This window comes from Delftia sp. JD2 (genome assembly GCF_001682645.1).
In the GTDB taxonomy this organism is placed as follows: domain Bacteria; phylum Pseudomonadota; class Gammaproteobacteria; order Burkholderiales; family Burkholderiaceae_C; genus Comamonas; species Comamonas acidovorans.
Map to the genome: position 1 here is coordinate 31466 of NZ_LFJT01000008.1, position 14633 is coordinate 46098.

At 68.5% G+C, this 14633-nt stretch carries 12 protein-coding genes; 10 read left to right on the plus strand and 2 right to left on the minus strand.

Annotated features, from left to right (window positions below):
* Positions 1 to 73: 73 nt before the first annotated feature.
* Positions 74 to 388 (minus strand): hypothetical protein, encoded by a 315-nt coding sequence (locus tag ACM14_RS06460; protein WP_013802728.1) that lies wholly within the window; start codon positions 386 to 388, stop codon positions 74 to 76.
* A gap of 164 nt (positions 389 to 552) precedes the next feature.
* Here ACM14_RS06460 and ACM14_RS06465 point away from each other — a divergent pair, with 164 nt between their 5' ends.
* The 5 genes from ACM14_RS06465 (at position 553) to ACM14_RS06485 (ending at position 4791) form a co-directional block, all read left to right on the plus strand.
* Entirely contained in the window at positions 553 to 1272 is a 720-nt protein-coding gene (locus ACM14_RS06465; RefSeq protein WP_065345671.1) for a methylated-DNA--[protein]-cysteine S-methyltransferase, read from the plus strand.
* 137 nt (positions 1273 to 1409) lie between these two features.
* A complete protein-coding gene (locus ACM14_RS06470; RefSeq protein ID WP_012205198.1) occupies positions 1410 to 2201 on the plus strand; it encodes an SDR family oxidoreductase in 792 nt (263 codons plus the stop codon).
* Positions 2202 to 2319: 118 nt separating this feature from the next.
* The gene (locus tag ACM14_RS06475) at positions 2320 to 2742 is read left to right on the plus strand and encodes a PaaI family thioesterase (RefSeq protein WP_016446794.1); all 423 of its coding nucleotides are present in this window, start codon (positions 2320 to 2322) and stop codon (positions 2740 to 2742) included.
* Positions 2743 to 2840: 98 nt separating this feature from the next.
* Complete coding sequence (locus tag ACM14_RS06480; RefSeq protein WP_013802725.1) at positions 2841 to 3857, plus strand: NADP-dependent oxidoreductase; 1017 nt, start codon at positions 2841 to 2843, stop codon at positions 3855 to 3857.
* 28 nt (positions 3858 to 3885) lie between these two features.
* A complete protein-coding gene (locus ACM14_RS06485; protein ID WP_065345672.1) occupies positions 3886 to 4791 on the plus strand; it encodes an SDR family oxidoreductase in 906 nt (301 codons plus the stop codon).
* Positions 4792 to 4794: 3 nt separating this feature from the next.
* Here ACM14_RS06485 and ACM14_RS06490 read toward each other — a convergent pair whose 3' ends face one another.
* Positions 4795 to 5505 (minus strand): DUF1566 domain-containing protein, encoded by a 711-nt coding sequence (locus ACM14_RS06490; RefSeq protein ID WP_043820868.1) that lies wholly within the window; start codon positions 5503 to 5505, stop codon positions 4795 to 4797.
* Positions 5506 to 5737: 232 nt separating this feature from the next.
* Between ACM14_RS06490 and ACM14_RS06495 the strand changes: the two genes are divergently transcribed.
* From ACM14_RS06495 to ACM14_RS06515, 5 genes are all read left to right on the plus strand, one after another.
* Positions 5738 to 6973 carry a multidrug effflux MFS transporter gene (locus ACM14_RS06495; protein WP_013802722.1) on the plus strand — a complete coding sequence of 412 codons (1236 nt, stop codon included), beginning with the start codon at positions 5738 to 5740 and terminating at the stop codon, positions 6971 to 6973.
* Positions 6970 to 8394, plus strand: coding sequence for an MFS transporter (locus tag ACM14_RS06500; RefSeq protein WP_065345673.1), 1425 nt, complete (start codon positions 6970 to 6972; stop codon positions 8392 to 8394). The genes ACM14_RS06495 and ACM14_RS06500 overlap by 4 nt, the downstream gene beginning before the upstream one ends.
* Positions 8395 to 8560: 166 nt before the next feature.
* Positions 8561 to 9928 (plus strand): efflux RND transporter periplasmic adaptor subunit, encoded by a 1368-nt coding sequence (locus ACM14_RS06505; RefSeq protein WP_065345727.1) that lies wholly within the window; start codon positions 8561 to 8563, stop codon positions 9926 to 9928.
* Between the two features lie 18 nt (positions 9929 to 9946).
* Positions 9947 to 13144 carry an efflux RND transporter permease subunit gene (locus ACM14_RS06510; RefSeq protein WP_043820874.1) on the plus strand — a complete coding sequence of 1066 codons (3198 nt, stop codon included), beginning with the start codon at positions 9947 to 9949 and terminating at the stop codon, positions 13142 to 13144.
* Entirely contained in the window at positions 13141 to 14610 is a 1470-nt protein-coding gene (locus ACM14_RS06515; protein ID WP_065345674.1) for an efflux transporter outer membrane subunit, read from the plus strand. The genes ACM14_RS06510 and ACM14_RS06515 overlap by 4 nt, the downstream gene beginning before the upstream one ends.
* The last annotated feature ends 23 nt before the right edge of the window (positions 14611 to 14633 follow it).

Genomic DNA, 14633 nt, shown 5'->3' on the forward strand with positions numbered 1-14633 from the left:
AGTTTGGGGCCTTGCCCAGGCAAACCCGGGCAAACCTGGTTTCAGGCCCCATTCAGCGGTGCTGTGGGCAGGCTCAATGCCGCCAGCCGCGCCGCACCTCGAAGAAACTGCATTCGCCGTCGCCCAGGCCCTGCATGCCGGCCTCGGTGGCGGCGCGCGCAGCCTTCATCCAGCGGGCGAAGGCGAGCTTGGCGTCGTCGCTGATTTCTTCAGGGGGCGTGTCTTCCAGGCCCTCTACCAGGTACAGGGTTTCACTGACCTGCTCGGCGCTGCCGAGCTGGCGTTCGAGCACGCGGGCATAGCGTGCCTCGGCCTTGTTGCGTTCCTGCTCGGGCAGGTTGGGGTAGTCACACAAGGTGACGGTGAAGGCGGCTTCTTGCATGTCCATGGTTCACGAGATGAGGATGATGACTGGCGAAATATACAGTATTAACTGGCTGCGCATCCAGTATTTTTCCGGTGTTTTTTTACAGTGTTATCCCGGTGGGGTCGCTGCCGGGCAGCGGATGCAGTCATGCGGCCACAATCGCCTGCAAGGAGAAAACCATCGCCATGACGAATGAATCGACCACGGGCAGCCCGGCCTGGGACCCCGAAGCCACGGGCCATGCGCTGTTTGCCACGCGCGTGGGACCCTGCGGCGTGGCCTGGGGCGCCTGCGGCCTGGTGGCCTTTCAGTTGCCCGAGGTGGACGGCCCGGCCGCCACGCGCACGCGCATGCTGCGCGGCGTGCAATTGCGCAGACCGGGCAGCTACGCCGCAGCGGCGCGGGCCGAGGACCTGCCGGCCAGCGTGGCACAGGCCATTGCCGGCGTGCAGGTGCTCATGGCGGGCCATGGCGAATGGACCTTGGAGCCTTCCGCGCCCAGCGCACAGCAGTTGCGTGACGGCCCGGTGCTGCCCGATCTGCGATCACGGCGCATGCTGCCCGCAGGCGAGGCACTGCCGGATCTGGCCGGGCTGGGGCTGGACTGGCACGGCGTGTCGGACTTTCACCGCCGCGTCTATGACCTGACGCGCGCCATTGCGCCCGGCCATACGCGCACCTATGGCGAGATTGCGCGCGAGTTGGGCGAGGTGGGCCTTTCGCGCGCCGTGGGGCAGGCGCTGGGCCTCAACCCTTTTGCGCCCGTGATTCCCTGCCACCGCGTGCTGGCTGCCGGCGCCCAGCCGGGCGGTTTTTCGGGCGGCGGCGGCGCGCTGACCAAGCTGCGCATGCTGGAGATCGAGGGTGCGGCCTGGGGCGGCACGCGCTCGCTGTTCGGGGATTGACGGGCCGGACACGCATGTGACATGCGGCACGGCGGGGCGGCTTGCACAATCGCCGCTGCAGGCTGTTCCGCTTGGGGATGGCCGCCCTCCATTCCAACCATGACCGGAACACAAGACCCGGCGCAGGAGACAGACGAATGACTCGCAATGTGCAGCAACTTTTCGACCTCACCGGCAAGACCGCTCTGGTGACCGGCGGCTCGCGCGGCCTGGGCCTGCAGATGGCCCATGCGCTGGGCGAGGCGGGCGCCAGGATCATGCTGAGTTCGCGCAAGGCCGCCGACCTGGAGGAAGCCGCTGCCGAGCTGCAGGCCGCAGGCATCGACGCCCGCTGGATCGCCGCCGACTGCGCCAACGAGGCCGACATCGAGCGCCTGGCCGCCGAGACCCTGGAGCGCCTGGGCCAGGTGGACATCCTCATCAACAACGCAGGCGCCAGCTGGGGCGCGCCGGCCGAGGAGCACCCGGTGGCTGCCTGGGACAAGGTGATGAATCTCAACGTGCGCGGCTACTTCCTGCTGAGCCAGCAGATCGCGCGGCGCAGCATGATCCCGCGCAAGACCGGGCGCATCATCAACCTGGCCTCCATCGCAGGGCTGGGCGGCAACCCGCTGGGCATGAAGACCATTGCCTACAACACCTCCAAGGGCGCGGTCATCAACTTCACGCGCGCGCTGGCCGGCGAGTGGGGCGTGCACGGCATCAACGTCAACGCCATCTGCCCGGGCTTCTTCAAGACCAAGATGGCCAGCGTGCTGATCGAGACCCTGGGCGAGGATGAAATGAAATCCCACGCCCCGCTGCGCCGCCTGGGCGACGACGAAGACCTCAAGGGCCTGACCCTGCTGTACGCCAGCGACGCGGGCAAGCACATCACGGGCCAGTGGGTGGCCGTGGACGGCGGCGTCAGCGCCCTGGTGGGCGGTTGAGCCGCAGCGGCGCTGCTGCCGAGGTGACAGTTTTTCCCGCAGATCGTGCCGCCGCGCGCCATGGTGCCTTCGGGCGCCCTTATGCTCGCCTGCATTGCGATCTGAACTGGAGAATTTCGTGCTGGATTTTGGCCACCCCATCCCCTTTGTCGACCACCTGGGTTTCACCCTGCACCGCATGGAGGACGGGGAGTCCGAACTGCGCTTCGAGGCGCGTCCCGAGCACCTGAACACCTTTGACGTGACCCACGGCGGCGCCACCATGACCCTGCTGGACGTGACCATGGCCGTTGCCGCGCGCAGCCTGCAGCGCGACATGGGCTGCGTGACCATCGAGATGAAGACCAGCTTCATGCAGCCGGCGCGCGGCCCCCTGGTGGCCAAGGGCGTGGTGCTGCACCGCACGCGTTCCATGGCCTATACCGAGGCGCGCGTGTTCGATGCCTCGGGCCGGCTGTGCAGCCATGCGACCGGAACGTTCAAGTACATGCCGCGCGTGGCCAAGCCGGCCGCCGCCGAGACAACCCTCGCCACGGACTGATCCGCACGGCGAATCTGCCAGATACCCAATGCCACACGCCAGCCCCGGCAGCACCGGGAACTGGTTCCATTGTTTGTGATGCCACCGGAGGTTTTCCCATGCCCGTGAACCAGCAGATCCTGCTCGACAACCGCCCCGAGGGCGAAGCCGTGGAAAGCAATTTCCGCCTTGCCAAGACCGAGACCCCCGCGCTGGCCGAAGGCCAGGTGCTGGTGCGCCACCACTACCTGAGCCTGGACCCCTACATGCGCGGCCGCATGAATGACAGCAAGAGCTACGCCCAGCCGCAGCCGCTGGGCGAGGTCATGATCGGCGGCACCGTGGGCGAGGTGGTGGAAAGCCGCCATCCCAAGTTTGCGGTGGGCGACAAGGTCGTGGGCATGGGCGGCTGGCAGGAGTACAGCGTGGTCGATGGCGATGCGCCCGGCATGCTGCGCAAGGTGGACACCACCCATGTGCCGCTGTCGCACTACCTGGGCGCCGTGGGCATGCCCGGCGTGACGGCCTGGTACGGCCTGGTCAAGATCATCGCCCCCAAGGCCGGCGAGACCGTGGTGGTCAGCGCCGCCACGGGCGCCGTGGGCAGCGCCTTCGCGGCGCTGGCCAAGGCGCGCGGCTGCCGCGTGGTGGGCATTGCGGGCGGCCCCGAGAAGTGCCGCTACGCCACCGAGGAGCTGGGCTTCGACGCCTGCATCGACTACCGCGAGCACCCCGACACCAAGACCATGGCCAAGGCGCTCAAGGACGCCTGCCCGCAGGGCATCGACGGCTACTTCGAGAACGTGGGCGGCTACATCCTCGACGCCGTGCTGCTGCGCACCAATGCCTTTGCGCGCATCGCGCTGTGCGGAATGATCGCCGGCTACGACGGCACGCCGCTGCCCATGACCAATCCCGCGCTCATCCTGATCAACCGCATCCGCATCGAAGGCTTCATCGTCAGCGAGCACATGGAAGTCTGGCCCGAGGCACTGCAGGAACTGGGCCGCCTGGTGGGCACCGGCAAGCTGCGCCCGCGCGAGAGCATTGCCGAAGGCATTGCCTCCGCACCCTCGGCCTTCCTGGGCTTGCTCAAGGGCAAGAACTTCGGAAAGCAACTCGTCAAATTGATCTGAACCACCACAAAAACCAGGAGACAAGGGAATGATCAAGAACTTCAAGGGCAAGACGGCGGTGTTGACGGGCGCGGGCTCGGGCTTCGGCCTGGAGTGCGCGCGCATCGGCGCGAAGCTGGGCATGAACCTGGTGCTGGTCGATGTGCAGCAGGAAGCGCTGGACAGGGCTGCCGCCGAGTTCGAAGGGCAGGGCGTGCGCGTGCTGGCGCGCCGCGTGGATGTGTCCGACGCAGCCCAGATGCAGGCCCTGGCCGATGAGGTGCGCCAGCAGTTCGGCGCGCCGCACTTCGTGTTCAACAACGCAGGCGTGGGCGCGGGCGGGCTGGTCTGGGAGAGCACGCTGGAAGATTGGCAGTGGGTGCTGGGCGTCAACCTCTGGGGCGTGATCCACGGCGTGCGGCTGTTCACGCCCATGATGCTGGAGGCGGCCAAGGCCGACCCGTCCTTCGAGGGCCACATCGTCAACACGGCCAGCATGGCCGGGCTGCTGGCGCCTCCCAACATGGGCATCTACAACGTCAGCAAGCATGCCGTGGTGAGCCTGACCGAGACGCTCTACCAGGACCTGGCCCTGGTCTCCGACCAGATCAGCGCCAGCGTGCTGTGCCCCTTCTTCGTGCCCACGGGCATCAGCCACAGCGAGCGCAACCGGCCCAGCCATCTGGCCGCCCAGCCGCTGACGGCCAGCCAGAAGATCGGCCAGGCCATGAGCGAGAAGGCCGTGGGCTCGGGCAAGGTCACGGCCACCGATGTGGCGCAGAAGGTCTTCGACGCCATTGCGGCCAACCAGTTCTACATCTACAGCCATCCGCAGGCGCTGGGCTCGGTCCAGACCCGCATGGAAGATGTGGTGCAGGGGCGCAATCCCACCGACCCGTTCGCGCACAAGCCCGAACTGGGCGCCAGCTTGAAGGCCTCGCTGCGCGCGGCCTGAGCGTCAGTCCTCCTCGTCCGGGTCCGGCCTGTGGGGGGCTGGCCTAGCGGGTGCCTCGGCCTTTTCATCGGGCGGCGCGGAGGGCAGGGGCCGCACCAGCCGCACCATGAGCTGGTTGCCGCGCCCCATGTCGGGTCGCGTCTCCAGGCTGTCGAGGTCAATCGCCCAGGCCTGCTGGGCCGACAGCTGCGTACCGGCGCTGCCCGAGATGTTGCTGTAGTTGTAGGGATTGACGGGCCGCGCGTTCACGGCTGCCGTGCCCGTCCAGTGCCAGCCGCGCGGCGCGCCCGGAAACAGCTCGGGCGACAGGCCTTGCGGCCGTATATCGCGCGAGATCAGCCGGCGCATCTCGTTGACGCGCGGCAGGCGCCAGCGCACGCCGTCCTGCTTGGCCCGCTCGGCGGCCAGGGCCTGCGCCTGCTTGTGTGTGAACAGCTCCGGCAGGCCCGTGCAGGTCTTGCCATTCCACTGCATGCCTTCCACGCAGCGCGGCCACAGCAGGCGGGCGCGCCGGTCGATCACGTCGCGGCCGTCTTCGGATACTTCCAGCACAGGAGCGGCGCCGGGCCTGGGGCCGCGCTGTGCCTCCTGCTGTGTCTCTCGCTGCGCTGCCTGGGCAGAACCCAGCGTGCAGACACCCAGCAGCAGGGCGGCGAGCAGGGGCCCTGGCAATGCATTCAGGGCCGGTGGAAGGGAAGGCAGGGATGGGCGCATGGTGTGTTGCAGTGGCGATGGCGATGGCGATGGCAGTTGCAGCGATGAAAAGGTGGGTTGGCCTCTCGGGTGGCAATCTCGTTTCAGAGCGTAACAGGATTGCGGGCTTCTGAATTTGTGCCACGGCAAGCCGCCACCGCCAGGTGCGCGGGGCTGCATGCCCAGGAAATGTGAGCAGCCTCCTGCAGCCCCGCGCGCTTGCCGCCACAATGGCGCGTCTATGTCTGCGTCTATGCCTTCCTCTTCTCCCGCTTCCCCTGATTCCCACACACTGCGCCTGGTGCTGATCCTGGGCCTGCTCTCGGCCATCGGTCCGTTTGCCATCGACATGTACCTGCCCGCGCTGCCCCAGATCGGCAGCAGCCTGGGCGCCCAGGTGGGCGCGGTGCAGGCCAGCCTGACGGCCTTCTTCCTCTCGCTGGGCGTGGGCCAGCTGCTGTACGGGCCGGTCTCGGACATGGTGGGGCGCAAGCCGCCGCTGTACTTCGGCCTGACCGTTTTCGCGCTGGCCAGCGTGGGCTGCGCCATGGCCACCAGCATCGAGACGCTGGTGGTGCTGCGCTTCATCCAGGGCCTGGGCGCGGCCGCCGGCATGGCCGTGCCGCGCGCCGTGGTGCGCGACCTGCACACCGGCCACGCGGCGGCCCGCATGATGTCGCTGCTGATGCTGGTGTTCAGCGTCTCTCCCATCCTGGCGCCGCTGGCCGGCAGCGGCGTGATTGCCGTGAGCAGCTGGCGCGGCGTGTTCTGGGCCGTGGCCGTGGCGGCCGTGATCGGCCTGGTGGCCGTGTTCATGGGCCTGAAGGAAACGCGCGGGGCCGCCGCGCGGCTGGACAGCAGCGTGGCCGGCGCACTGCGCGCCTACGGCGTGCTGCTGCGCGACTGGCATTACCTGGGCCTGGTCTTCATCGGCGGCTGCGCCATGGCGGGCTTTTTCGTCTACCTGGCTGGCTCCCCCTTTGTGCTGATCAATTACTACGGACTGAGCTCCACCCAGTACAGCCTGGCCTTCGGGCTCAACGCCATCGCCTTCATCGGCGCGGCGCAGTTCACGGGCTGGCTGGGCCAGCGCTTCGGGCTGGTGCGCGTGGTCAAGGTGGCGGCCACCGGCTCGGGCCTGGTGATGCTGTCGCTGCTGTCGTACTACCTGCTGGGCGGTGAGCGGCTGGCCGTACTGATCGGCCTGTACTTCGTGGCCAGCGCGCTGATGGGGCTGGTGATTCCGACGACCTCGGTGCTGGCGCTGGAGGAGCACGGCGCCATTGCCGGCACGGCCTCGGCGCTGCTGGGCACGCTGCAGATGCTGTCGGGCGCCGCGGCCATGCAGATCGTGGGCCTGTTCTCCACGGGCAAGCCCCTGCCCATGGTGGTGGGCATGGCCACGGGCGCGCTGATCGGTGTGGCCCTGGCCTGGATCACGCTGGGCGGTGCGCGTGCCCATCGCGTGGGCGCAAAGGACCATTCATGAGCCTGGTACCCGCGGCAGAGGCTGCGCCTGTCCACGATGGACTTCCGTCAGGCCCTCGCGGCCAGGCGATGCTGGTCATCATCCTGGGGCTGACGCTGTCGGTGCTGGACAGCACCCTGGTCAATCTGGCACTGCCGGCCATGGCGCGCGAGCTGCAGGCCAGCTCGGCCCATACGCTGTGGGTGGTCAATTCCTACCAGCTTGCCAGCCTGGTGCTGCTGCTGCCGCTGGCGGCCCTGGGCGAACGCCTGGGCTACCGCCGTGTGTACCTGGTGGGCATGCTGGTGTTTTCCCTGGCCTCGCTGGCGGCCATGCTGGCCACGTCGCTGCCCACGCTGGTGGCGGCGCGGGCGCTGCAGGGCCTGGGCGCTGCGGGTGTGATGAGCGTCAACGCCGCCCTGGTGCGGCTGATCTATCCGCGTGCCCTGCTGGGCCGGGGCATGGCCGTGAATTCGCTGGTGGTGGCGACGGCATCCATGGCCGGGCCCTCGGTGGCGGCGGCGATTCTGTCGGTGGCCAGCTGGCCCTGGCTGTTTGCGGCCAATCTGCCGCTGGGCCTGTTCACGCTGTGGCTGGGGCGCCGCGCGCTGCCGGCCAATGCCGTGGCCGGCCATGCAGGGGCGCGGCTGTCGCCGCTGGATGTGCTGCTCAACATCCTCATGTTCAGCCTGATCTTCCTGGGCGGCGAGCAGCTGGGCGTGCGCGCCGGCGGTGCCGATTCTTCCCTGCCTTCGGGCTGGTGGCTTCTGGGCGCGGGCCTGCTGGTGGGCGCCTGGTATGTGCGCCGCCAGTGGCGCCTGCCCGCGCCGCTGCTGCCGGTGGACCTGCTGCGCATTCCGGTGTTTGCGCTGTCCATGTGCGGATCGGTCAGTGCCTTTTGCGCGCAGATGCTGGCCTACCTGGCGCTGCCGTTCCTGCTGCTGGAGTCGCACGGCATGTCGCCCATCGAGGCCGGGCTGCTGATCACGGCCTGGCCGCTGGCCACGGTGCTGACGGCGCCCATCGCGGGCCGGCTCATCGGCCGCTATGCGGACGGGCTGCTGGGCGGCATCGGCATGGCCATGTTCGCCTGCGGGCTGTGGGCGCTGGCGGCCATGCCCGACGCGCCTTCGGCCGTGGACATGGTCTGGCGCATGCTGCTGGCGGGCAGCGGCTTTGCGCTGTACCAGTCGCCCAACAACCACACCATCGTGACCACGGCGCCTCTGGCGCGCAGCGGCGCGGCCGGCGGCATGCTGAGTTCGGCGCGGCTCACGGGGCAGACCCTGGGCGCCGTGGTGCTGGCCACCATCTTCACCTTCGCGGGCGGGCATGGCGGCCATGCCGAAATCGTGGCCCTGGCCGTGGCGGGCTGCTTTGCGGCCATGGCGGGCGTGTTCAGCCTGCTGCGCGTGCGCACGGCACCCGTGCCTAAGCACTGAACAGGCCCGTAAATGGCATTGAACTTGCATGTGTCGGCGCGCTCCGACACATGCATCATCCTGGATGGACTTGCCAGGAGATTTCGGTGGCATGCCATCCGCTTTACAAACAAGAAATATGGGCACTGCACAATCGTGCGATGCCCCCAACGACTTCGCTGCTCCCATGATTTCTGACGTGCCCTTTTCGCCGAGCCCGCGCCTTGCGGCGCCTTCCGATTCCCAGCCCGGCGCAGGGCACGTACAAGCTTCCGCCTCGCCGGCCGGCGGCCGGCGCATCGGCACCGCCGTGCTGTGCGCACTGGCGCTGGCCGCAAGCCTTGCGGCCTGCTCCAAGAAGGATGCCGCACCTGCCGCCACGGCCAAGGCCGCGACCGAGGTGGGCGTGGTCACGCTGCAAAAGCAAAGCCAGCAGCTGGACGCCACGCTGCCGGGCCGCACGCGCGCCTCGCTGACCGCCGAGGTGCGGCCCCAGGTATCGGGCATCGTGCAAAAGCGCTTGTTCACCGAGGGCGCCCTGGTGCGCCAGGGCCAGCAGCTCTACCAGATCGACGCGGCCTCGCTGCGCGCCACCGAGGCCAGCGCCCAGGCGGCCGTGGCCAAGTCGGAGGCCAGCGCCCGCACGCTGGAGGCCACGGCGCGGCGCAACGCCGAGCTGGTCAAGATCGATGCCATCAGCCAGCAGGCCTTCGAGGAAAGCCAGGCCGCTGCCGCCCAGTCGCGCTCTGACGTGGCCGTGGCCAAGGCCAATCTGGAGACCGCGCGCATCAACCTCAAGTACAGCCGCATCGAGGCGCCCATCAGCGGGCGCATCAGCCTGTCCACCGTGACGCCGGGCGCGCTGGTGACGGCCAACCAGACCGAGGCGCTGACCTCCATCGTGCAGCTGGACCCCATGTATGTGGACTTCACCCAGTCCACCAGCGAGCTGCTGCAGCTCAAGCGCGATTGGGATGCCGGGCGCTTCCAGAAGGTGGAGGGCGACAAGGTGGCCGTGCGCATCCGCCTGGACGATGGCACGGACTACAGCCACCAGGGCAAGCTGCAGTTTGCCGGCGTGATCGTCAATGCCACCACGGGCAGCGTGACGCTGCGCGCCGTGGTGCCCAACCCGCAGGGCGTTCTCATGCCCGGCATGTATGTGCAGGCGCTGCTGCCCACGGGCCTGGCGCCCGAGGCGCTGCTGGTGCCCCAGCAGTCGGTGACGCGCGACCTGACCGGCAAGGCCAGCGTGCTGGTGGCCAAGGCCGACGACGTGATCGAGCGCCGGCCCGTGAACATCGACCGTGCCGTGGGCAATATGTGGCTGCTGCAGGACGGACTGTCGGCCGGCGAACGCGTGGTGGTCGATGGCTTCCAGCGCATCAAGCCCGGCGACAAGGTGCGCGCCGTGGAGGTGGACCTGCGCGCCAAGGCCCAGGCCCGCAAGGGCAAGCCGGCCGAAGGGCCGGCAGCACCTGGCGCTGCGGACAAGGCGCCTGCTCCAGCTCCTGCACCAGCACCGGCAGCGGCTCCTGCTCCGGCCGCCGGCTAAGCCGCAGGAACCCGTCACATGGCTCAGTTCTTCATCAACCGGCCCATCTTCGCGTGGGTCATCGCCATCGTCATCATGCTGGGCGGCGCGCTGTCCATCTTCACGCTGCCGCTGGAGCAATACCCCGACATCGCGCCGCCGCGCGTGACCATCGGCGCGCAGTACACGGGCGCCTCGGCCGAGACGGTCGAGAACTCGGTGACCCAGATCATCGAGCAGCAGCTCAAGGGCATCGACAACATGCTCTACATGAGCTCCACGTCCGACGCCTCGGGCCGTGCGCGCACCACGCTGACCTTTGCGCCGGGCACCAACATCGACGTGGCCCAGGTGCAGGTGCAAAACAAGCTGCAGTCCGCCGTGAACCGCCTGCCCGACGCGGTCAAGAGCCGGGGTGTGTTCGTGAACAAGGGCGGCCAGGACTTCCTGGTCACCTACAGCTTCTTCTCCAAGGACCCGGCCATGACCGCGGTCGACATCGGCGACTACCTGACCAGCAACCTGGTCGATGTGATCGGCCGCCTCGACGGCGTGGGCGATGTCAACGTCTTCGGCACCAACTATGCGATGCGCATCTGGATGGACCCGGCCAAGATGGAGAAGTACGCGTTGATGCCGTCGGACCTGGTCAATGCGCTGAACTCGCAGAACGCCCAGGTCTCGGCCGGCCAGCTGGGCGCGCTGCCCGCCGTCTCCGACCAGCAGCTCAACGCCACCATCACGGCGCGCACCAAGCTCAAGACGGTGGAGCAGTTCGAAGATATCGTGCTCAAGTCCTCGCTGGACGGCTCGGTGGTGCTCATGAAGGACGTGGCCCGCGTGGAGCTGGGAGCCGACAACCTGACCATCAAGGCCAAGCTCAACGGACTGCCCGGCGCGGGCATGGGCATCGTGCTGGCCGATGGCGCCAATGCCATGCAGGTGGCCGACACCATCGCCGCCAAGCTGGCCGAGCTCAAGCCGTTCTTCCCCAACGAGATCGACTACTTCGTCAGCTCGGACTCCACGCCCTTCGTGCGCGCCTCCATCAAGGAAGTGGTCAGCGCGCTGGGCGAGGCCATGATCCTCGTGGTCATCGTGATGTTCATCTTCCTGCAGAACTTCCGCGCCACGATGATCCCCGCCATCGCCGTGCCCGTGGTGCTGCTGGGCACCTTCGGCGTGCTGTCGCTGGCCGGGTACTCGATCAATACGCTGACCATGTTCGCCATGGTGCTGGCCATCGGCCTGCTGGTGGACGATGCCATCGTCGTGGTGGAGAACGTCGAGCGCGTGATGCACGAGACGGGCATGTCGCCCAAGCAGGCCACGCGCCAGTCCATGCGCGAGATCACGCCGGCCCTGGTGGGCATCGGCGTGACGCTGTCGGCCGTGTTCGTGCCCATGGCCTTCTTCGGCGGCTCCACGGGCGTGATCTACCGGCAGTTCTCCATCACCATCGTCGCGGCCATGGCGCTGTCGGTGTTCGTGGCGCTGACGCTGACGCCGGCGCTGTGCGCCACGCTGCTCAAGCCGCCCGCAGGGGGCGGGGCAGGGCATGACCGGCCCATCCGCAGCGGCATCCTGGGGGTGAATGACCGGTTCTTTCGCTGGTTCAACCACCATTTCGACGCCACGGCTGCGCGCTACCAGGGCACGGTGGCCTACTCGCTGCGCCGCGCCAAGCGCATGATGCTGATCTTCCTGGCCGTCTGCGGCGTGGTCTGGCTGCTGATGGCGCGCCTGCCCACTTCCTTCCTGCCGGACGAGGACCAGGGCTTCGTCTTCGTCAACATCAACCTGCCTTCGGGCGCGGCCGATACGCGGCTGCAGGGTGTGCTCGACGAGGTGCGCGACTACTTTGCCAAGCAGCCCGACGTGGTGAGCTTCTACCAGGTCTCGGGCCTGAACGGCGACCAGGCCTCGGCACGCGCCTTCGTGCGGCTGAAGACCTGGGAGGAGCGTCCGCTGCCCGGCCAGTCGGCCTCCGAGATCGCGCACCGCGCGACCAAAGACCTGTCCGCCATCCGCGATGCGCGCGTGCTGGTCGTGCTGCCGCCGGCCGTGCGCGGCCTGGGCTCCAGCTCGGGCTTCAACTTCATGATCAAGGACATGAACGGCCTGGGTCACCAGGCGCTGCTGGAGGCCAAGGAGAAATTCCTGACCGAGGCCCGCAAGCGACCCGAGCTCACCAATCTGCGCATGACCAACCTGGAAGACGCCAGCGAGCTGCGCCTGGACATCGACGACCGCAAGGCCGCCGCACTGGGCCTGTCGTACACCGACATCAACAGCGTGCTGTCCAGCGCCATGGGCGGCACCTATGTCAACGACTTCCTGAACAACGAGCGCGTCAAGCGCGTCTACATCCAGGGCGATGCGCCGCACCGCATGCTGCCCCAGGACATCGCCAAATGGACGGTACGCAACGCCAAGGGCGAGATGGTGCCGTTCAGTTCGTTCTCCAGCAGCTACTGGGCCTACGGCTCGCCCCAGCTCATGCGCTACAACGGCAACCCGGCCTACGAAATGGAAGGCCGCGCCGCCTCCGGCGTCAGCTCGGGCACGGCCATGCAGATCGTGGAGGACATCCTGCGCACCCTGCCGGCCGGCATAGGCTACGAGTGGACCGGCGCCTCGCTACAGGAGCGTCAGTCCGGCGCCCAGGCGCCGCTGCTGTACGCCATCTCCATCCTCTTCGTGTTCCTGTGCCTGGCGGCGCTGTACGAAAGCTGGACCGTGCCGCTGTCGGTGATGCTGGCCGTGCCGCTGGGCGTGGTGGGCGCGCTGGCCGCCACCTACACGCGCGGGCTGACGAACGACGTGTACTTCCAGGTGGGCCTGCTGACCACGGTGGGCCTGGCGTCCAAGAACGCCATCCTGATCGTGGAATTCGCGGTGCAGCTGCAGGAGCAGGGCAAGAGCATCTTCGACGCGGTGGTCTCGGCCGTGCGCCTGCGCCTGCGCCCCATCTTGATGACCTCGCTGGCCTTCGGCTTCGGCGTCATTCCGCTGGCCATCGGCACGGGGGCCGGCGCGGGCGGGCGCAATGCCATCGGCACGGCCGTGCTCGGCGGCATGCTGGCCTCCACGGTGCTGGGCATCTTCCTGGTGCCCGTGTTCTTCCTGCTGATCCGCAGCTGGTTCAAGAGCCATTCGCGCACTGAGGACGACGCGCCCCAGCCCACTGCCGGATCACCTGATTCACCGCATACCGCAAAGGAGAGCGCAGCATGAGGCGCCCAACGAATGTCTCCGCACTGGCCGCAGCGGCGGCGCTGGCGGCGCTGCTGACCGGCTGCAACCTCGCGCCGCAGCACCGCACGCCCGACATGCCCGTGCCCGATACCGTGGGCAGCACGGCCGCAACGCCGGCCCAGGCCGACGAGGCCAGCCTGCAGGCCGCCGCCGCGCTGGGCTGGGTGCAGTCCCAGCAGCTGCGCGAGGTCATTGCGCTGGCCCTGGCCAACAACCGCGACCTGCGCGTGGCCGTGGAAAGCATCGAACGCGCGCGTGCCCAGTACGGCATCACGCGCGCCGACCTGCTGCCCAGCGTCACCGCCCAGGCACAGGCCAGCCGTGCGCGCACGGCCGCCGGCATGACCAGCGCCACCCAGGCGGCCTCGGTCAGCACCCAGTACACGGCCCAGCTGGGCTTTGCCAGCTATGAGATCGACCTGTGGGGCCGCGTGCGCAACCTCAGCGAGGCGGCGCTGCAGCAGTTCCTGCAAAGCGAGCAGAACCGGCGCAATGTGCAGATCGGCCTGGTGGCCGATGTGGCCAATGGCTGGCTCACGCTGGCGGCCGACCAGGCCCGCCTGCAGCTGGCGCGCGACACCCTGGCCAGCCGCGAGAAGGCCTACGAGCTGACACGGCGCATGCACGAGATTGGCTCCACATCGGGCCTGGTGCTGGCACAGAACCAGACCACGGTGGACACGGCGCGCGGCGACGTGGCCAGCTTCACCTCCCAGGTGGAGCGTGACCGCAACGCCCTGCAATTGCTGGTGGGCGGCCCGCTGCCCGAGGCCCTGCTGCCCGGCGCCGCCACGCTGCGCGCCGATGCCCGGCCCGCGGCCGCGCTGCAGCCCGTGCCTGCACCGCTGCCCTCCAGCGTGCTGCTGGTGCGCCCCGACATCCAGGCCGCCGAGAACAACCTGCGCGCCATGGAGGCCAACATCGGCGCCGCACGCGCTGCCATGTTCCCCACCATCAGCCTCACGGCCAGCGTGGGCTCGGGCAGCCGCGAGCTCGATGGCCTCTTTGGCGGCAGCAGCAGCACCTGGAGCTTCATCCCCCTGGTGCGCCTGCCCATCTTCGACGGTGGCCGCAACCGTGCGGGCGTGCAGGTGGCCGAGGCCATCCAGCGCATCGCCATCGCCCAGTACGAGAAGGCCGTGCAGACGGCCTTCCGCGAAACCGCCGACGTGCTGGCCGACCGCGCGCAGTGGGACGAGCGCCTGGCCGCCCAGACCAGCATGGTCGCCGCCACGCAAAAGGCCTTCGACCTGTCCGAGGCCCGCTTCAAGGCCGGCGTGGACAACTACCTGACCGTGCTGGATGCGCAGCGCAGCCTCTACACGGCCCAGCAGACCCTGATCGGCCTGCGCCTGTCCGAGCAGCTCAACCGCGTCACGCTGTGGAAGGTGCTGGGCGGCGAGCAGGTGCAGGCGTCGTCCGCCTCGGCACCGGCGAATTCCTGAGCGCGGGCGGTGTATTGCGCGGT

What these genes read in the sequence shown, in the direction of transcription:
- ACM14_RS06495 (WP_013802722.1), top strand. Translation starts at nt 5,738, where the DNA reads ATGCCTTCCTCTTCTCCCGCTTCCCCTGATTCCCACACACTGCGCCTG.
- ACM14_RS06470 (WP_012205198.1), top strand. Translation starts at nt 1,410, where the DNA reads ATGACTCGCAATGTGCAGCAACTTTTCGACCTCACCGGCAAGACCGCT.
- ACM14_RS06480 (WP_013802725.1), top strand. Translation starts at nt 2,841, where the DNA reads ATGCCCGTGAACCAGCAGATCCTGCTCGACAACCGCCCCGAGGGCGAA.
- ACM14_RS06505 (WP_065345727.1), top strand. Translation starts at nt 8,561, where the DNA reads ATGATTTCTGACGTGCCCTTTTCGCCGAGCCCGCGCCTTGCGGCGCCT.
- ACM14_RS06460 (WP_013802728.1), bottom strand. Translation starts at nt 388, where the DNA reads ATGGACATGCAAGAAGCCGCCTTCACCGTCACCTTGTGTGACTACCCC.
- ACM14_RS06465 (WP_065345671.1), top strand. Translation starts at nt 553, where the DNA reads ATGACGAATGAATCGACCACGGGCAGCCCGGCCTGGGACCCCGAAGCC.
- ACM14_RS06500 (WP_065345673.1), top strand. Translation starts at nt 6,970, where the DNA reads ATGAGCCTGGTACCCGCGGCAGAGGCTGCGCCTGTCCACGATGGACTT.
- ACM14_RS06490 (WP_043820868.1), bottom strand. Translation starts at nt 5,505, where the DNA reads ATGCGCCCATCCCTGCCTTCCCTTCCACCGGCCCTGAATGCATTGCCA.
- ACM14_RS06485 (WP_065345672.1), top strand. Translation starts at nt 3,886, where the DNA reads ATGATCAAGAACTTCAAGGGCAAGACGGCGGTGTTGACGGGCGCGGGC.
- ACM14_RS06515 (WP_065345674.1), top strand. Translation starts at nt 13,141, where the DNA reads ATGAGGCGCCCAACGAATGTCTCCGCACTGGCCGCAGCGGCGGCGCTG.
- ACM14_RS06510 (WP_043820874.1), top strand. Translation starts at nt 9,947, where the DNA reads ATGGCTCAGTTCTTCATCAACCGGCCCATCTTCGCGTGGGTCATCGCC.